The organism is Streptomyces sp. NPDC045968 (assembly GCF_056430475.1).
Genome location: NZ_JBWKLF010000002.1, coordinates 241372 through 256132, shown reverse-complemented (window position 1 = coordinate 256132; position 14761 = coordinate 241372). Strand labels below are relative to the sequence as shown.

The 14761-nt window shown below is 71.6% G+C and carries 13 protein-coding genes; 9 read left to right on the top strand and 4 right to left on the bottom strand.

Translation table 11 applies throughout. The annotated features are described in order from the left end of the window. Nucleotides 1–201: 201 nt before the first annotated feature. Nucleotides 202–909 carry a B3/B4 domain-containing protein gene (locus AC07FA_RS06825; RefSeq protein ID WP_479073643.1) on the top strand — a complete coding sequence of 236 codons (708 nt, stop codon included), beginning with the start codon at nt 202–204 and terminating at the stop codon, nt 907–909. A 102-nt stretch (nt 910–1011) separates the two neighbouring features. On the opposite strand, the gene AC07FA_RS06820 is transcribed toward AC07FA_RS06825, so the two are convergent. Beyond that, nucleotides 1012–1455, bottom strand: a complete 444-nt coding sequence (locus tag AC07FA_RS06820; RefSeq protein ID WP_479073642.1) for a VOC family protein — start codon at nt 1453–1455, stop codon at nt 1012–1014. A gap of 93 nt (nt 1456–1548) precedes the next feature. Here AC07FA_RS06820 and AC07FA_RS06815 point away from each other — a divergent pair, with 93 nt between their 5' ends. The 4 genes from AC07FA_RS06815 to AC07FA_RS06800 all read left to right on the top strand — a co-directional run bounded on the left by AC07FA_RS06815 (nt 1549) and on the right by AC07FA_RS06800 (nt 5446). Further along, nucleotides 1549–2562: a helix-turn-helix transcriptional regulator gene (locus tag AC07FA_RS06815; protein ID WP_479073641.1), complete on the top strand. Its 1014-nt coding sequence runs from the start codon at nt 1549–1551 to the stop codon at nt 2560–2562. A 265-nt stretch (nt 2563–2827) separates the two neighbouring features. Continuing rightward, entirely contained in the window at nt 2828–3622 is a 795-nt protein-coding gene (locus tag AC07FA_RS06810; protein ID WP_479074246.1) for a DUF1206 domain-containing protein, read from the top strand. Nucleotides 3623–3964: 342 nt separating this feature from the next. Beyond that, complete coding sequence (locus AC07FA_RS06805) at nt 3965–4465, top strand: sortase (protein WP_479073640.1); 501 nt, start codon at nt 3965–3967, stop codon at nt 4463–4465. Nucleotides 4466–4567: 102 nt separating this feature from the next. Then, nucleotides 4568–5446, top strand: a complete 879-nt coding sequence (locus AC07FA_RS06800) for a class F sortase (protein ID WP_479073639.1) — start codon at nt 4568–4570, stop codon at nt 5444–5446. A gap of 120 nt (nt 5447–5566) precedes the next feature. Here the strand turns inward: AC07FA_RS06800 and AC07FA_RS06795 are convergent, their stop codons facing one another. Continuing rightward, a complete protein-coding gene (locus AC07FA_RS06795) occupies nt 5567–6757 on the bottom strand; it encodes an MFS transporter (protein ID WP_479073638.1) in 1191 nt (396 codons plus the stop codon). Nucleotides 6758–6909: 152 nt separating this feature from the next. Here AC07FA_RS06795 and AC07FA_RS06790 point away from each other — a divergent pair, with 152 nt between their 5' ends. Further along, nucleotides 6910–8607 (top strand): FAD-dependent monooxygenase, encoded by a 1698-nt coding sequence (locus AC07FA_RS06790; protein ID WP_479073637.1) that lies wholly within the window; start codon nt 6910–6912, stop codon nt 8605–8607. On the opposite strand, the gene AC07FA_RS06785 is transcribed toward AC07FA_RS06790, so the two are convergent. Beyond that, nucleotides 8582–9259 carry a TetR family transcriptional regulator gene (locus AC07FA_RS06785; RefSeq protein WP_479073636.1) on the bottom strand — a complete coding sequence of 226 codons (678 nt, stop codon included), beginning with the start codon at nt 9257–9259 and terminating at the stop codon, nt 8582–8584. The two genes, AC07FA_RS06790 and AC07FA_RS06785, sit on opposite strands and share 26 nt — an antisense overlap. An 87-nt stretch (nt 9260–9346) precedes the next feature. Here AC07FA_RS06785 and AC07FA_RS06780 point away from each other — a divergent pair, with 87 nt between their 5' ends. The 3 genes from AC07FA_RS06780 to AC07FA_RS06770 all read left to right on the top strand — a co-directional run bounded on the left by AC07FA_RS06780 (nt 9347) and on the right by AC07FA_RS06770 (nt 13576). Further along, nucleotides 9347–10780 (top strand): purine-cytosine permease family protein, encoded by a 1434-nt coding sequence (locus AC07FA_RS06780; RefSeq protein ID WP_479073635.1) that lies wholly within the window; start codon nt 9347–9349, stop codon nt 10778–10780. A 64-nt stretch (nt 10781–10844) separates the two neighbouring features. Beyond that, the gene (locus AC07FA_RS06775) at nt 10845–12476 is read left to right on the top strand and encodes an amidohydrolase (protein WP_479073634.1); all 1632 of its coding nucleotides are present in this window, start codon (nt 10845–10847) and stop codon (nt 12474–12476) included. Then, nucleotides 12473–13576, top strand: coding sequence for a C45 family autoproteolytic acyltransferase/hydolase (locus AC07FA_RS06770; protein ID WP_479073633.1), 1104 nt, complete (start codon nt 12473–12475; stop codon nt 13574–13576). The genes AC07FA_RS06775 and AC07FA_RS06770 overlap by 4 nt, the downstream gene beginning before the upstream one ends. 66 nt (nt 13577–13642) lie before the next feature. Here AC07FA_RS06770 and AC07FA_RS06765 read toward each other — a convergent pair whose 3' ends face one another. Continuing rightward, nucleotides 13643–14629: a quinone oxidoreductase family protein gene (locus tag AC07FA_RS06765; protein WP_479073632.1), complete on the bottom strand. Its 987-nt coding sequence runs from the start codon at nt 14627–14629 to the stop codon at nt 13643–13645. Between the last annotated feature and the right edge of the window lie 132 nt (nt 14630–14761).

The window sequence follows — 14761 nt, the reverse complement described above, 5'->3', positions numbered from 1 at the left end:
CCGCAGCACCGAGCAACGTGCCGACATCACCGACCGCCTCACCGAACGCGGCCAGGGACTGGACGTGCCGACTGCTCGCCGGCAGCGCCGCCGGCTGGACCGCGGCGGCCCCCGGAAATCCTGACCCCCCGTAGCCCCCCCTGCGCACGCACCAAGGCCCCCCGTAGTCCCCCCGCACGCATCAAGGAACGGAGCCCCGCCATGACCGCCTTCCGCATCGCCCCCGCCGTCGCTGACGCCTTCCCCGGCACCCTCATCGCCCTGGTCACCGCCACCGGCCTGCGCGGCCGTGAACCCTGGACCGACACCTCCACCGCGCTGGAGGAGCTGGAGCAGCTGCTCGCCGACGGCACCTGGCAGCCCGCCGACGAGGGCGATCCCCGCATCGAGGCATGGCACACCGCCTACCGCTCCTTCGGCACCAACCCCCGCCGCATCCGCCCCAGCGTCGACGCGCTCGGCCGCCGCATGGCCAAGAAGGGCACCCTGCCGCGTATCAACCCGGCCGTCGACTCCTACAACGCCGTCTCCGTCCAGCACGGTCTGCCCGCCGGAGCCTTCGACCTCGACCACGTCACCGGCGACGTCGACATCCGGTACGCGACCGGAAGCGAGGAGTTCACCCCGCTCGGCGAGCCCGACACGGTGGAGAACCCGAAGCCGGGCGAGATCATCTACGCCGACACCACCGGCGTCCTGACCCGGCACTGGAACCATCGCGACGCCCACCGCACCCGCGTCACCGAGGACTCCACCCACGTCGCCTTCGTCCTCGAAACCCCCCACGCCGGCCGCGACGGACACCTCCTCAAGACGGCAGCCGAGGAACTGCGCGCCCTGCTCCTCCCGCACACCGACCAGACACGCGTGTCCTACCTCGGTCCGGAACAGCCCGAAGCCACTGCCTGAGCCCTCTCGGGGTCAGGGGACTCCGTGCGCTGCACGCACCCTGACCGCCGCGACGGCTGTCTTCCTGTTGCTCTACGCCACAGACTGCGACTGCCTGTGAATTCACGTGGTGGTGGCCCATCCTCGGAGCGGGCGTTCTGCCCGCGCGGGCCCGGCGAACTTCTCGATGGCGGCCGACGTGACCGGGGTGAAGAAGTTGACGAGGTTGCCGTCGGGGTCGCGGAACAGGAGCGAGCGGTTTCCCCAGGGCATCGTGGTGGGCTTGTTGACGAAGTCCTCCACGAAGCCGCGCAGGTTCTCGTACACGCTGTCCACGTCGTCGACGAGGAATTCGAGGATGACGCTGTGGTTGTCGGCCGGGCGGGCGGAACCGGGCGAGAACAGGGGGACGGTGCGGGTGCTGCCGATCGCGAGGGTGGCCGACGTGGTCCTGAGCTCGGCGAAGTCCTCGTTGGCCCAGGTGGCTGGCACCGTGGTGGCGCGCTCGTAGAAGTCGACGAGGCGGGCGACGTCCTCCGTGATGATGCGGATGGATACGAAGTCCATGGGTTTTCTCCTCTGGCCGGTCGGTGCTGGTGAGCGCACGCTACGCGGAATACCGGGCGGAACCCGCCCGGTATGTGCGGGAGACTTCCACGTATGACCCGCCCCCTTGCCCGCGTCCTCACCCTCCTGGAGCTTCTGCAGTCGGGCGGCCTGCGGACCGTGTCCGAACTCGCCGGTCGGCTGAACGTCGACGAACGCACCGTACGGCGCTACGCACAGCAGCTCGTCGACCTCAACGTGCCCGTCGAGTCGGTGCGCGGCCGTTACGGTGGCTACCGGCTCGCCCCCGGTTACCGCATGCCTCCGCTCATGCTCAGCGACGACGAAGCGCTCGCCGTGCTGCTCGGCCTGGTCGCGGGCCGGCGATCGGGCCTGACGACGGCCACGGGCACGGCGAGTGACACCGCGAGTGAGACGGCGGCGGCCAAGATCCGGCGAGTGCTGCCCGAGCGGCTGAGCCGCAGACTCGACGCGGTGCTCGGCTCCCTTGCCTTCACCGATCCGCCCGGCAAGGCCTCTGCCCCGGAACCCGCGGTCCTCCTCCCGGTGGCCGATGCCGTGCACCACCACCGGCCGATCTCGGTCCGGTACACCGCCGGCGACGGCCGACGCAGCGAGCGCACCCTGCACCCGTACGGGGTCGTCGCCCACGCGGGCAGGTGGTACGTCACTGCTGCGGACCTCACGTCCGGCGAGGACCGGACGTTCCGGCTCGATCGCGTCACCGGTGTGAGAACCCTGCCCGGCTCGTTCGAGCCACCCGCCGGACTCGACCCGGCGAAGCGCGTCCTGACCGGGCTCGCCACAGCTCCGTACCAGCATGAGGTGACCCTGCGGATCCAGGGGACGGCCGAGCAGATCCACACCCGGCTTCCCACCGGCGTCGCGATCGTCGCGGAACTCCCTGCCCCGAGCGGCACAGATCCGGAGGCCGAGCGCTGGTCCCGTGTCGAACTGCGTGTGGACCGGCTCGACTGGCTGCCTGCCGTACTCGCCTCGCTGGACCGGCCCTTCGTCATCGAACGACCGGACGAGCTCCGCGGCCTCGTGGAAGCTCTCGCCGAACGGCTCGCGGACTTGGCCCGGCGAAGCCCACCTCAGGAATGAGACATCGGTAGACCGTCCACCGCCGGACAGGCCCTGGCCGGGTGCCATCCTCCGATCGCGGCCGCGGAGCGCCTCGACGGGACCCGGACAGCGGCTCGACGCATGGCCTGCCCCTCCCGGGGCATTTGCTGTCTGCGCCCACCGAGGCCCCGTGAGCGCATCGATGAGGTGAGGAGAGCACGCCATGGCAGCTTTGGGATCGTCCGCCAGACCGGGTGGAGCCAAGGGCCGCCTGAAGGCGGCCAAGGGCAAGGGTGGCTCCAAGATGCGGCGGGCGGCGAAGGGTTCCGCCGTCGACGCCGCTGCGCGCTGGGGTCTCGCCGCGCGTGGGGTGATCTACGTACTGATAGGGCTGCTCGCTTTGCGCGTCGCCTTCGGCGGTGGCGGAAAGGAGGCCGACAGCAGCGGCGCTGTCCGTGAGCTGGTGCAGCAGCCGTTCGGCACGCTTCTGGTGTGGGCTGTCGGGGTCGGCCTCATCGGGATGGCCCTGTGGCGCCTGACTGAGGCTCTGTTCGGAGCCCCAGGACCGAAGGGACATCATCCGAAGAAGCGTGCGTTGTGCGCTGCGCGCTGTGTCTTCTACGGATTCATGGCCTTCTCCGTGCTGTCGTTCGTCACCTCGGTGAAGAACAGCAGGAGCAGCGACGCGAAGTCGCAGGACATCACCGCCCGGGCGCTCGACCTCCCCCTGGGGCGATGGCTGGTCGGCGCCGTCGGCCTCGTCGTGCTGGGGATCGGCATCGGAATCGGTGTGCGGGCCGCCATGCGGAAGTACCACAAGGACCTCAAGAAGGCGCAGATGTCGCAGCGGGTACGCCGCATGATCGACGTCTGCGGCATCAGTGGTGGTGTGGCGCGCGGTCTGGTCTACACGGCCGCCGGCGCCTTCCTGGTGATCGCCGCCGTGGCGTACGAGCCCGACAAGGCCAAGGGCATGGACGGTGCCCTGCGCGCCCTCGCCGACACACCGGCCGGGCCGTGGCTCCTGGTGCTCGTCGCGCTCGGTCTGGTGCTGTTCGGCCTGTTCTCCTTCGCGCTCGCCCGCTTCCGCAGGGTATGAGCCGGCGGACCACGAACGTCCGACGGCAGGCAGTCATGGCTTCACGGAGCAGCCCTGTCGCGCGTCGGTCCGGAGGCTCGTACCGGCGAGAGGCCGGACCGTTCTTCGAGACCGCGGCCAACCGGGCTGCTAGCCCGTTCGCAGTCCGTCCGCCGGTTCCTCCCCTGTGAGCGGCCCCGCCCCGGTGACCTGCGTAAACGACGGGCTGCTGCGCCTGACGGAGTGACATGTGCGGCGTCATGTCCTGTTGCGGATGTGACGGACTGTCGGTTGCCTCAGGAACGGAGCACAGCAGAGGCGCCGCGCAGACAGGCCGGACCCTGCACCCGTTGGAGGAACCTCATGCGCAACACACGAGTTGGTGCGGGCATCGGTCTGGTCATCGGTGCCCTCGGTCTGTCGGTCCCGGCCGCTGTCGCCGCCGGCAGCCCGGCGGGCGAGTCGGGCATCCACATCCGCTCGGGGAACGCTTCCCCGGGGTCCACGGTCACCGTCGTGACCACGGCCTGTGGCTCCGAGACCTACGGCAAGGGCACGTCGGAGGTGGCGGGGGCGTTCCACCTCCTCGCGGGCGACCGCAAGGGGGAGCTCGTCGGCACGTTCGAGATCCCGGAAGGGGCCGAGCCGGGCAGCGACACCGTCACCGTCAAGTGCCCGCCGCGGATCAAGCTCACGGATACGTACAACGTCACCGAACGGGCCCCGAGGGGCGCGGTCGCCGCCGGCTTCGGCGCCGCCACGGACAAGGGCACCCAGCTCGCGGTCGGCGGCGTGCTGATCGCCGGAGCAGCCGCCGGAGGCGTGATCAGGATGCGCCGTCGCGTCAGCGGCATCGGGAGCTGACCGGCACCGACTCCCACCGCACCGGCCCTCGGACGCCTCATCGGTCCGGGGGCCGCGAGGTCCCCACCATCCCACCGGCTGCGACGCAGAGGCTCACACGCGATGGAAAACGGGCGCAAGACCAGCACACCCCCACCCGCGTACATCCCTTCGACCAAGCATCTGGCCGTGGCGCTGCTGGTGGGTATCGCGCTGGTGATCAGCGGGACACGCGACGAGACACCACCGCAGCCCTCGACGACCCAGGCGTTCACCGCTCCTGTGCGTACCGCTCCGAGCCGGACCGCCCCGGTCGCGCCCCTTGCCGTTCAGCCGGCGCGGTCTTCGCTGGCCCACTTGTTCACCGCGCCCGTGCGTCCGGCTCCGAGCCGCGCCGGGCTGGTGAGGCCCCCCGCCGTTCAGCCGGCGCGGTCTTCGCTGGCGCATCTGTTCACCGCGCCCGTACGCCCCGCGCCCGTACGCCCCGCGCCGAGCCGCACCGGTCTGGCCGCGCCCCCCGCCGTCCAGCCGTTGCCCCCGTCGGATCCCGTACGGCTTCGGATCCCCGCCATCCGCGTGGACGCCCTCATGACCGAGCTGGAGCTCGACGCGGCGGGGGCGCTGCGGCCCCCACCGGCCGACAACCCCGTTCTCGCCGGCTGGTACGGCGCGGGCACGTCTCCCGGAGCGGTAGGGACAGCCCTCATCGCAGGGCATGTGGACACGCGCGTCGGCCCAGGCGTCTTCCACGCCCTCGGGTCCCTCACCAAGGGCGCCACCATCGACCTGGTGCGAGCGGACCTGCGTACCGCCGTGTTCACGGTGTACGCCGTGGAGGTCTACGACAAGAAGGATTTCCCGGACAAGAAGGTCTACGGCCCCTCCCGCCGTCCGGAACTGCGGGTGATCACCTGCGGGGGCGGTTACACCAAGAAGACCGGTTACCAGAGCAACGTCGTGGTCTACGCGACGCTGACCGCGGTGAAGCGGCCGATGTCGTAGGGGCTCTGGTTCTTCCGCGGTCGGTCACCGAGCCCGGGCCACCTCATCGGCATCCTCCGCGGCGCCGACCGCCGGTGAGGCCCGCCGCGGGGTGCGGCACACGCTCATGTGCTCGGGTGGTCACCGGCTGGTCCGCGCCAGACGCCGGAGAAGGTAGACAGCCGCCGTCGTGACCAGGGCGGTCATGCAGGCGATGAAGACCAGCCCCGCACCCTCCAGACCGATCGGACCGGTCAGCACCCCCACGCCGATCACGGGCACCGAGATGCCCGCGTACGCCACCACGAACAGGGTGGAGACCACCGAGGCACGACGGTCCGCAGGAGATGCCCCGGCGACCGCGGACAGCGCCCCGCGAAATGACAGCCCCTGCCCGGCCCCGCCGACGAGGGCGCTCAGCACCACCAACAGCAGCAGGTCCCAGTGCAGCGCACCCGCGAGCAGTGCGAGCCCGGCGAGGAGTCCGGCGCAGCCCAGCGGCAGCGACCGGTCCGCACCGACCCGGCCGACCGCCAGCTGGCCCGCGGTCGAGGCGAAGAAGGCGAGCGCGACGACGATGCCGCTCACGGCGTGGCTGTGCACGTCCAGGGACTGCGCGAGGAACGCGGGGCTGACGGACGTGAACACCCCGAACAGTGCGAACCCCACGAACGAGGCTGCCGCGGCAGGACCGAACACCGCCCGCACCTGTGGGGGCAGGCCGGGGCGCTGCGGCCGTACGCCGCTCAGCGGCCGCCGCTCCCGTACGGTCTCCGGCAGCCGCCACAGGACGGCGGCCGAGCCGGCCACCAGCACCAGGTGTACGACGAACGGCAGGTACAGCGGCCAGGCGGCGTACTGCGCGAGCACCCCGGCGAGCAGCGGCCCGCAGCCGAGTCCGCCCATATTCGCGGCGGTCGCGACGAACGTGGCCCTGGAGGCGCCGCCGGGCGGTGCCAGCTCCATCACGTACACCGTGGCGGCCCCGGTGAACAGGCCGGCGGACAGCCCCGACAACAGCCGCCCCGCATAGAGCCAGCCCAGCCCTGTGGCGGACAGGAAGCAGACGGCGCTCGCCGCCGCGAGTCCCAGGCCGCACAGCAGCACCGGCCTCCTGCCCACGGCGTCCGAGACGTTGCCCGCCAGCAGCAGCACCGCGATGACCCCGAAGGCGTACACGGCGTACACCACGGTGACCAACAGCTCGGAGAACCCGAACTTCTCCTGGTAGAGGCCGTACAGCGGGGTCGGCAAGGTGGTGCCGGCCATGCACACGGCAAACACCGCCCCGCCGAGCCCACACCGGAGCCACCCTCGACGATCACGGTCCATGCAGCCGACGGTAGCCTCCGCGTCACCCATTGCCGGAGCGACGTGCCCGGCGCACCTGGGTGTCGGAGCTGCCTCTCCCGGCTCGCCGACCACGCTCCGCCGGGCCACCATGAAGTTACTGACCAGTCCGGGCCAGGCCCTGGGAGGCACCCGTGGCGGACACCCGAGCAACCGACGTGCTGATCGTGGGCGCCGGCCCGGTAGGGCTGAGCGCGGCCGCGGAACTCCGCCGTCACTCAGTACGCTGCCGTCTCGTCGACCGGCTGCCGGCGCGCCTCCCGTACGCCAAGGCGGTCGGGATCCAGCCGCGCACCCTGGAGATCTGGGACCGGATGGGACTGGCCCGCACCGTCCTGGAGGCCGCCGTTCCGATGCGTGGTCAACTGATCCACGTCAACGGGCGGGAGCAGGCGCGGATCGACCTCGCGCTGCCGCCCGAGGTGCCGTACGGATTCGCCGCGCTGCCGCAGTACGAGACCGAGCGGCTCCTGGAGGAGTACGTCGCGGGTTTGGGTACGGCCATCGAGCGCGGCACCGAACTGCTGTCCTTCACCCAGGACGCGGAGGGGGTCACCGCCCGGCTCGGCAGCACATCCGGCGTCGCCGAGGAGGTCCGTGCCCGCTACCTGATCGGCTGCGACGGCGCGCACAGCATCGTCCGCAAAGGTCTTGGCCTCACCTTTGAGGGCGGGGCCTTCCCCGAGGAGTACATGCTGGCCGACGTCGAGGCCGACTGGGACCTGCCGCGCGGATACGGCCTACGGTCCAGCCACCGCACCGACGACGGTTCCACCGATGATCTGCTGGTCTGCATCCCGCTGCCCGGTGCCGGGCGTTACCGGATGTCGATGCTGGTCCCTCCCGAACTCTCCGCCGGGGCGACGGCTCAGGCGCCCGCCCGGGCCGACGCCGTCGTGCACGGCCTGGAGGGCGCCCGCGTCCCGGAGCTGTCACACATCCAGGCCGTCGTCGACCGCCTCGCCCCCAAGCCGGTCGCCCTCTCCTCGATGCGCTGGTCCTCCGTCTTCCGCATCAGCCACCGCATCGTCGACCGCTACGCCGGCGGGCGCGTCTTCGTCGCGGGCGACGCCGCCCACATCCACCCGCCCACCGGCGCCCAGGGCATGAACACCGGCATCCAGGACGCATGCAACCTGGCCTGGAAACTCGCCCTCGCCATCCGCGGGGAGGCCGGACCGGCCCTGCTCGCCAGCTACGACGCCGAACGCCGCCCTGTCGGCGAGGAGGTCGTCGGCCGGACCGTACGCCACGCCACGCACGGCATCGAGGCCGGCTCCGACGACCTGCGGTCCCTGATGCTCCGCGAGGCCCAGCTGCTCGTCGGCTACCGGGACGGCCCGCTCGCGGGAAGCCCGTACGGACCGGCCGACGCGCCCCAGCCCGGCGACCGAGCCCCGGATTGCGGCGGCCTGACCATCCCCGTCGCCACCTATCCGCTGCGCCTGCTCGACATCCTGCGTGGTCGCACCCGGCATACGCTGATCCTGTACGCGGCCGGCACCGCCGACCTGGACCGGGCCGCCGAAGCGGCCGCCGGAATACGGCGGATGCCAGGCGGCAGCCCTGAGGTCTCGCACGACGCAGGCGTCGGGGCCGGCCTGGAGACCGTCGCCGTCCTTGCCCGCGAAGCCGAATCCGCCGCGGCCGACGTCGCCCTGACGGTCCCTCAATACCGCGATGCCTCGGGAGAGTTCGCCCGGCTCTACCGCACCGAAGGCCCGACCGGCTTCGTAGTCCGCCCGGACGGGCAACTCGGCGCCCGCTTCCCGCTCGCCGACACCGCCGCGGCACTGTCCCGCTACCTCACCGCCCTGTCCGTGCCCTCATGAGCACCGGGTCACCGGCCGCTCGGGCGCGCGTACGGAGTGTGCCCGCGGCCACACCGAGCTGGGCTTCGGCTGTCTCGATCGCCGCGTCGCCGAGATCCAGGCCATCCAGCGGTGCGTCGAGGTTGGCGTACGCGCCCAGGCCGTCGACGGTGATGAGGATGGTGCCCGCCGCCCTGAGTGCGTCGTCGGTCGTGAACTCTCCGTCCTGAACCCCTTGGCCGATGAGGGCCACGACAGCGGTGCGCGTCACCGACTCCTGCGTGCTCACCGCCTGACGCAGTGCCGCCTTGAATCTGCTGAGGTGGCGCGCGTTGAGCCAGAGGCGGCTGAGGTCCAGGTAGTCGCCGTCCGCGAGGCGTACGAGGAAGAGTGCGAGCCGGTCGGCGGCGGGGAGCTCCTCCTCGTGCGGGGGCAGGAGTGACTCGCGTTCCTTGGTCGTGGCGTAGGCGAACGCCTCGCTCACGAGATTGTCCGCGGCTGGGAAGTAGTGGCCGATCAGGCCGGGGCGGACGCCCAGCTCGTCGGCGACGCGTCGCAGCGTGATCAGTTCCAGCCCTTCCGCCAGTGCGATGCGTGCGGCGGTTTCCACGATCTCCGCGCGGCGCTGTTCCGGCTGCTTCCGGGTTCGTTGCGACTGGGGTCTTGACGTCATGGGGCACAGGCTATTGGATCTGTGACCAATACGCAGTTGGTCGCACGCCCAATAAGGGTGTCGCGCCGGCATCTCCGAGAGGTCTCGATGACGACAGAGCCCACCACCACCTCCGCAGGAGCTCTCGACGGGCAGGGCTGCGAGCGGGCGGGGCACCTGGAAAGCCGGGGGATCGAGCTGGTCCCGGCCGACGAGCGCATGGGTCGGCCGCGCCGGCTCTTCGCGGTCTGGGCGGCGCCGAACGTCAGCTATCTGAGCTTCGCGGTCGGCGCGACGCTGGTCCTCATGGGGCTCTCGCTCCCGCAGGCGGCCGGGGTGATCCTCGCCGGAAACCTGCTGTGGGCCTTCACCGGCATCGTCGCGGCGAGCGGTCCGGCCGCCGGCACGAGCGGTTCGGTCGTCTCGCGCGCGTTCTACGGGGTCATCGGCAACAAGTTCGTGCTCGTCCTGACCGGCTGGCTCATAGCCGCGGCCTACCTCGCCCTGAACTGGTCGGCCGCCTCGATCGCCGGCATCGGTCTGGCGGGCCGGCTGGGCCTGCCGGACGGCCCGGCCGTCGAGGCAGCCGTCATCTGCCTCATCGCCGGGACGACCCTGCTGATCGCGATCTACGGATACGCGACGATCGTCCGCCTCTACACCGCGCTCAGCGTCCTGCTGACCGTCGTGTTCGTCGTCGTGACGGGATACGTGCTCGCCGAGACCGACTGGTCGTACGCCCCGGCGGAGCCGCTCAAGGGCTCCGCGCTCGCCGCCACGCTCGGCATCGGCTTCACCATCATCGCCTCCACGCCGCTCTCGTACAGCAACAGCCCCGACCTCGCCCGCTACCTGCCCCGCACCAGCAGCCCGTACGCCATCGCCGGCTGGACGGCCTTCGGCGCGTACGTACCGAGCGTCGTGTTCACCTCGGTCGGCGCCCTCGCGGCCACCGGCCTCGACATGAGCGACCCGCAAGCCGCGCTGGAGAGCATCCTGCCGGGGTGGTTCGTCCCCGTCTTCGTCATCGCGGTCGTCGCCAACACCGTGGCGAACAACGGCATGACGGCCTACAGCGCCGGACTGTCCATCCAGTCGGTCGGCGTCCGCCTCGCACGCATCCCGGCGGTCCTGACCATCGGTGTCCTCGGCACGGCGATGACGCTGTACGCCATCCTCGTCCAGGACTTCCTGACGAGCGTCAACACCATGCTCCAGCTGGTCGTCGTCGTGACCGGCCCGGCCATGGCCGTGGCCGTGACCGATCTCGTCCTGCGACGCAACCGCTACAACGGGGCGGACCTGCTGGAGCAGGAGCGCGGCGGGCCCTTCTGGTACCACCGGGGAGTTCACTGGTCCGGAGTCCTCGCCCTCGCCGCAGGCGGCCTGACCGCCCTGATGTGGGTGAACACCAGTGTGTGGACCGGCCCGATCGCGAAGGCCATGGGCGGATTCGATCTGGCGATCCCGTCCGGCATGGCCGTCGCCGCCGCCGTCTACTGGGCGTCGGCCCGCATCCTCCGCACCGTTCCCCGCTCCTGACGAACTTTCACATCCCCGTGCGCCACCAGCAGTTCCCCCGCACCACCTTCAGAAGGGAAACCCCGTGTACGCCGACACCCTCGTGCTGGCCGGCCACGTAGAGAATCCGGCCGAGGAGACGCCCGGTCCGCCGGCGGACGCGGTCGCGGTCACCGACGGCCGCATCACCGCGGTCGGCACCACCTCGGCCCTCGAACCGCTGCGTGGTCCGGGCACGCTCGTCCACACGTTTCCAGGCGCCACGATCATGCCCGGCCTCACCGACGTCCACGCCCATCCCGTGTGGGGGTCGATCGAGATCGGCAGGGGCGTGGACCTTTCCGGAGCGGCTTCGCTCGACCAGGTCCTCGCGCGCCTCGCCGCTGCCGCGGACGGGTTGCCGCCCGACATGTGGATCACCGGCTTCGACCTCGACGTCAACGTCTTCGACGGTGATCCGGCCGGCACCGTCTTCGCGGAGTGGTTGCCCGGGCGGCCGGTCTCGCTGATGACCCGTGACGCGCATGCGCTCGTCGTGAGCCCCCGCGTCGTGGAACTCGCCGGGCTGACCGGCCGCGAGACGTTCACCGACGCCTCGTCCATCGAGGTCGGCCCGGACGGTCGGCCGACCGGCTTCGTGGTCGAGCTTCAGGCGATGGACCTGGTGTTCGACCACTATCCCGAGGTGCCGGTGCCCACCGCCGCCGCGTACGTGCTGGACCAGCTTCACGGCCTCGCGCGCTGCGGACTGACCGGTCTGCACGCGCTCGACTTCGCCGACCCCTCCGAAGCCGTGTACCGGTACATCGAGGAACGCGGTGAACTGCCGCTGCGCATCCGCTGCTCTCCGCTGGTGCCGGCCGACTCGGCCACCGAGGTGTGGCAGCACATCGCCGGTCTCCAGCGCCGCCGTGGACGGCGGTGGTCCGTCGAAGGCGCGAAGTTCATGCTCGACGGCACGGCGGACAACGGCACGGCGTGGTTCGAGCGCCCGGACACCCACGGCGAGAACCGCAGGCCGCTGTGGCGCGACCTCGACGCCTACCGTGCCGCCATGCGGTTCTTCGCCGAGCGCGGCATCCCGACCGCGACCCACGCCATCGGCGACCAGGCCGTCCGGTTCGCGCTCGACGTCATCGAGGACGTCGGCCCGGTCGACCGTGCTCCGCACCGCATCGAACACATCGAGTCCATCCCCGACGACCTCCTGGGCCGGTTCGCCGAACTCGACGTCGTGGCAAGCCTCCAGCCCGTACACGGGACCCGGCACACGCGCGCCGACGCCACGGACAACTGGTCGCGGCGTATCGGGCCCGACCGCGTCGCCCATGGCTGGCGCACCCGGGACCTCCTGGACCACGGCGCCGTGGTGGCCCTCGGCTCCGACTGGCCCATCGGCCCCGGTGACCCGCGCATCGGCCTCGCCGACTGCCAGTTGCGCCGGCCAGCCGAACTGCCGGACACGGCACCCGTGCAGCCCGGCCAGGCGGTCTCCGCCCGCGAGGCGTACACCGGCATGACGTCGGCAGCGGCCCACGCCGCCGGCGCGTCGGACGAACTCGGCAGGATCGCGCCTGGCCGCCTCGCCGATCTCACCGTGTTCGTCGCGAACCCTCTCGACCTCGCCCCCGACGCACAGCCCGCCAACGCCGTCCTCGCGACGGTCGTCGGCGGCCAGGTGCGGATCCATATGAACAGCGCAGAAGGAACGTCGTGACCCCTGTGTCCGTCCCCCGCCCCGAACACCGTCAGCACGTCGAGGCCGCCGCCACCGATCCGTACGACCGGGGCGTCGCCCGTGGTGAGCAGCTTCGTGACGGCATCCCCGCCGCGATCGAGGTGTACGACCAGCTCTTCGCACTCGGGGGCGTCACCCCCGCCCAGGTGCGTCAGGACGCCGAGCGTGCCGGCGAGGCGATCGGGCGGTTCCGCCCCGCGGCCCACTCCGAGATCTCGGGCATCGCCCACGGGGCCGGGGTCGACGAGTGGCGCGTCGCCGCCCTCAACGCCCGCACCGAGATACTCGCCCGCAGCGCCGCGGTGCCGCCCGGCGAGTGCACCACGATCGTGCGCCGCATCGGCGGCGACGACGCTCCGCCGCGTACGTTCGGCGTCCAGACATGGGACTGGCACGTCGAACTCAGTACCGCATGGCACACGTGGGAGTCACGCGGCGGACGGTACGACGTCGTCGGACTCACCGAGAACGGCATCCTCGGCAAACTGGGCGTCAACAGCGCCGGTCTGGCTCTGCACTTCAACATCCTCGGCCACGTACGCGACGGCATCGGCGGCATCCCCATGCATGTCCTCGCGGCCATCGTCCTGGCAGAAGCGGGCAGCGTCGCCGAGGCCGTCGAGATCGTCCGCAGCGCCCCCCTCACCTCGTCCGGATCATTCGCGCTCTTCGACGAGACCGACGCCGTTCTCCTCGACCTGAGCCCCGTCGGCATCTTCGGGGTACGCCCCGAGCTCGGCACGCTCGTGCGCACCAACCACTTCCTGACACCGACCCCGGCAGCCGGTGAGAAGACCTGGCTCTACCAGCCCGATTCCGGGGAACGCCACGACTTCGTGCGCGCCCGCCTCGCACACGGGCAGCCGCCGGCCACGGTCGACGACCTCGCGCGATGTCTGGTGACCGGGGACGGCGAGCCGCCGGTGACGTGCCTGCCCGACCTGGACGGGCCCCTCGGCCGACGGTGGGCCAGCCTCGCGACCATCACGCTCGAACCCGCGGCACGCACGGCCAGGATCCTCGACGGCACCCCCGCCGACATCGGCTCACGCGATTGGCGTGTCCTCACCGCAGGCTGAACCGGGCACGAGAACACCGACCGGGCATGGCGGTCTCCCGCATCCTGCCAGGGGACGGCCGGCTGTTCAGGGGACCGTCAGGACGAGCTTTCCAAGGGCCCGGTGGGAGCGCAGCCGGCCGAGCGCCTCGGCGGCGGTGGCGAAGGTGTGGATGCTGTCGATGAGAGGGCGGACTCGGCCGTCGGCGACCGCGGGCAGCAGCTGTCGGCCTGCGGCGGCGATGACGTCACCGAGTTCTGCCGCCCGGGTGAAGCCGAAGGAGACGCCGCGCAGACGTAGGTGCCGGTAGGACAGGAAGTCGAGGTCGATCGTGGCGGTGGCGGTGTCCAGGCGGCCGATGTTGACGAGCGATCCGTCGACGCGGGTGGCCGGCAGGCAGGCGGCGAAAACGGCTCCGCCGACGTGGTCGAGGACGACGTCGGCGCCCTGGCCGCCGGTCGCCTCCAGCACCGCGGCCGTGAGGTCCTGCTCCTCGGTCGCCACGACCGTGTCCGCACCGGCGCGGGCGAGCAGATCCGTCTTGGCCGCCGTACGAGTGGTGGCGATGACCTGCCCGGCGTCGAGGACCTCGGCGATCTGGAGGCCGATCAGGCCGATGCTCGAGGACGCACCGGTGATCAGTACCGACTGGCCCGGCCGGAAGCCGGCGGCCATGAGGGCGCCGTGCTCGGTGAGCAGGCCGGTGGGCAGCGCGCACGCCTCCTCGTAGGAAAGTTCAGCCGGGACGGGAAGGACATGCCGGTGGTCGACGAGGACGTACTGGGCGAAGGATGCGGGGCTGGTGCCCATCACGCTCCGGCCCACCGTGAGGGTGGGCACGCCGTCACCGACGGCCGCGACCTCACCGGCGAACTCATAACCGGCCTGGTACTCCTTACCTGTGCCGCCGCTCGTCGGGTCGGCACCGGTGACCATGGAGGCGTCGGCGTTGTTCAGCGCCACCGCGCGAGCGCGGACGAGGATCTGGCCGGGGCCCGGCCGGGGTACGGGGATCTCCCGGATCTCCCACGTGGGGCCGGTTCCGCCGAACAGTGCGGTCATGGTGGTGGTCATGGGTCTTCCTTCACAGGGCGCCGGGGGGGGGGGGGGGGGGGGGGGGGGGGAGGGAGGGGAGAGAGGAGGGGAGGGGGGGGGGGGGGGGGGGGGGTGGGGGGGGGGGGGGGGGGGGGGGGGGGGGGGAAGGAG

Coding starts and splice junctions, on each gene's coding strand:
- AC07FA_RS06805 (WP_479073640.1), top strand. CDS start 3,965: ATGCGCAACACACGAGTTGGTGCGGGCATCGGTCTGGTCATCGGTGCC.
- AC07FA_RS06820 (WP_479073642.1), bottom strand. CDS start 1,455: ATGGACTTCGTATCCATCCGCATCATCACGGAGGACGTCGCCCGCCTC.
- AC07FA_RS06800 (WP_479073639.1), top strand. CDS start 4,568: ATGGAAAACGGGCGCAAGACCAGCACACCCCCACCCGCGTACATCCCT.
- AC07FA_RS06810 (WP_479074246.1), top strand. CDS start 2,828: ATGCGGCGGGCGGCGAAGGGTTCCGCCGTCGACGCCGCTGCGCGCTGG.
- AC07FA_RS06825 (WP_479073643.1), top strand. CDS start 202: ATGACCGCCTTCCGCATCGCCCCCGCCGTCGCTGACGCCTTCCCCGGC.
- AC07FA_RS06795 (WP_479073638.1), bottom strand. CDS start 6,757: ATGGACCGTGATCGTCGAGGGTGGCTCCGGTGTGGGCTCGGCGGGGCG.
- AC07FA_RS06815 (WP_479073641.1), top strand. CDS start 1,549: ATGACCCGCCCCCTTGCCCGCGTCCTCACCCTCCTGGAGCTTCTGCAG.
- AC07FA_RS06765 (WP_479073632.1), bottom strand. CDS start 14,629: ATGACCACCACCATGACCGCACTGTTCGGCGGAACCGGCCCCACGTGG.
- AC07FA_RS06785 (WP_479073636.1), bottom strand. CDS start 9,259: ATGACGTCAAGACCCCAGTCGCAACGAACCCGGAAGCAGCCGGAACAG.
- AC07FA_RS06780 (WP_479073635.1), top strand. CDS start 9,347: ATGACGACAGAGCCCACCACCACCTCCGCAGGAGCTCTCGACGGGCAG.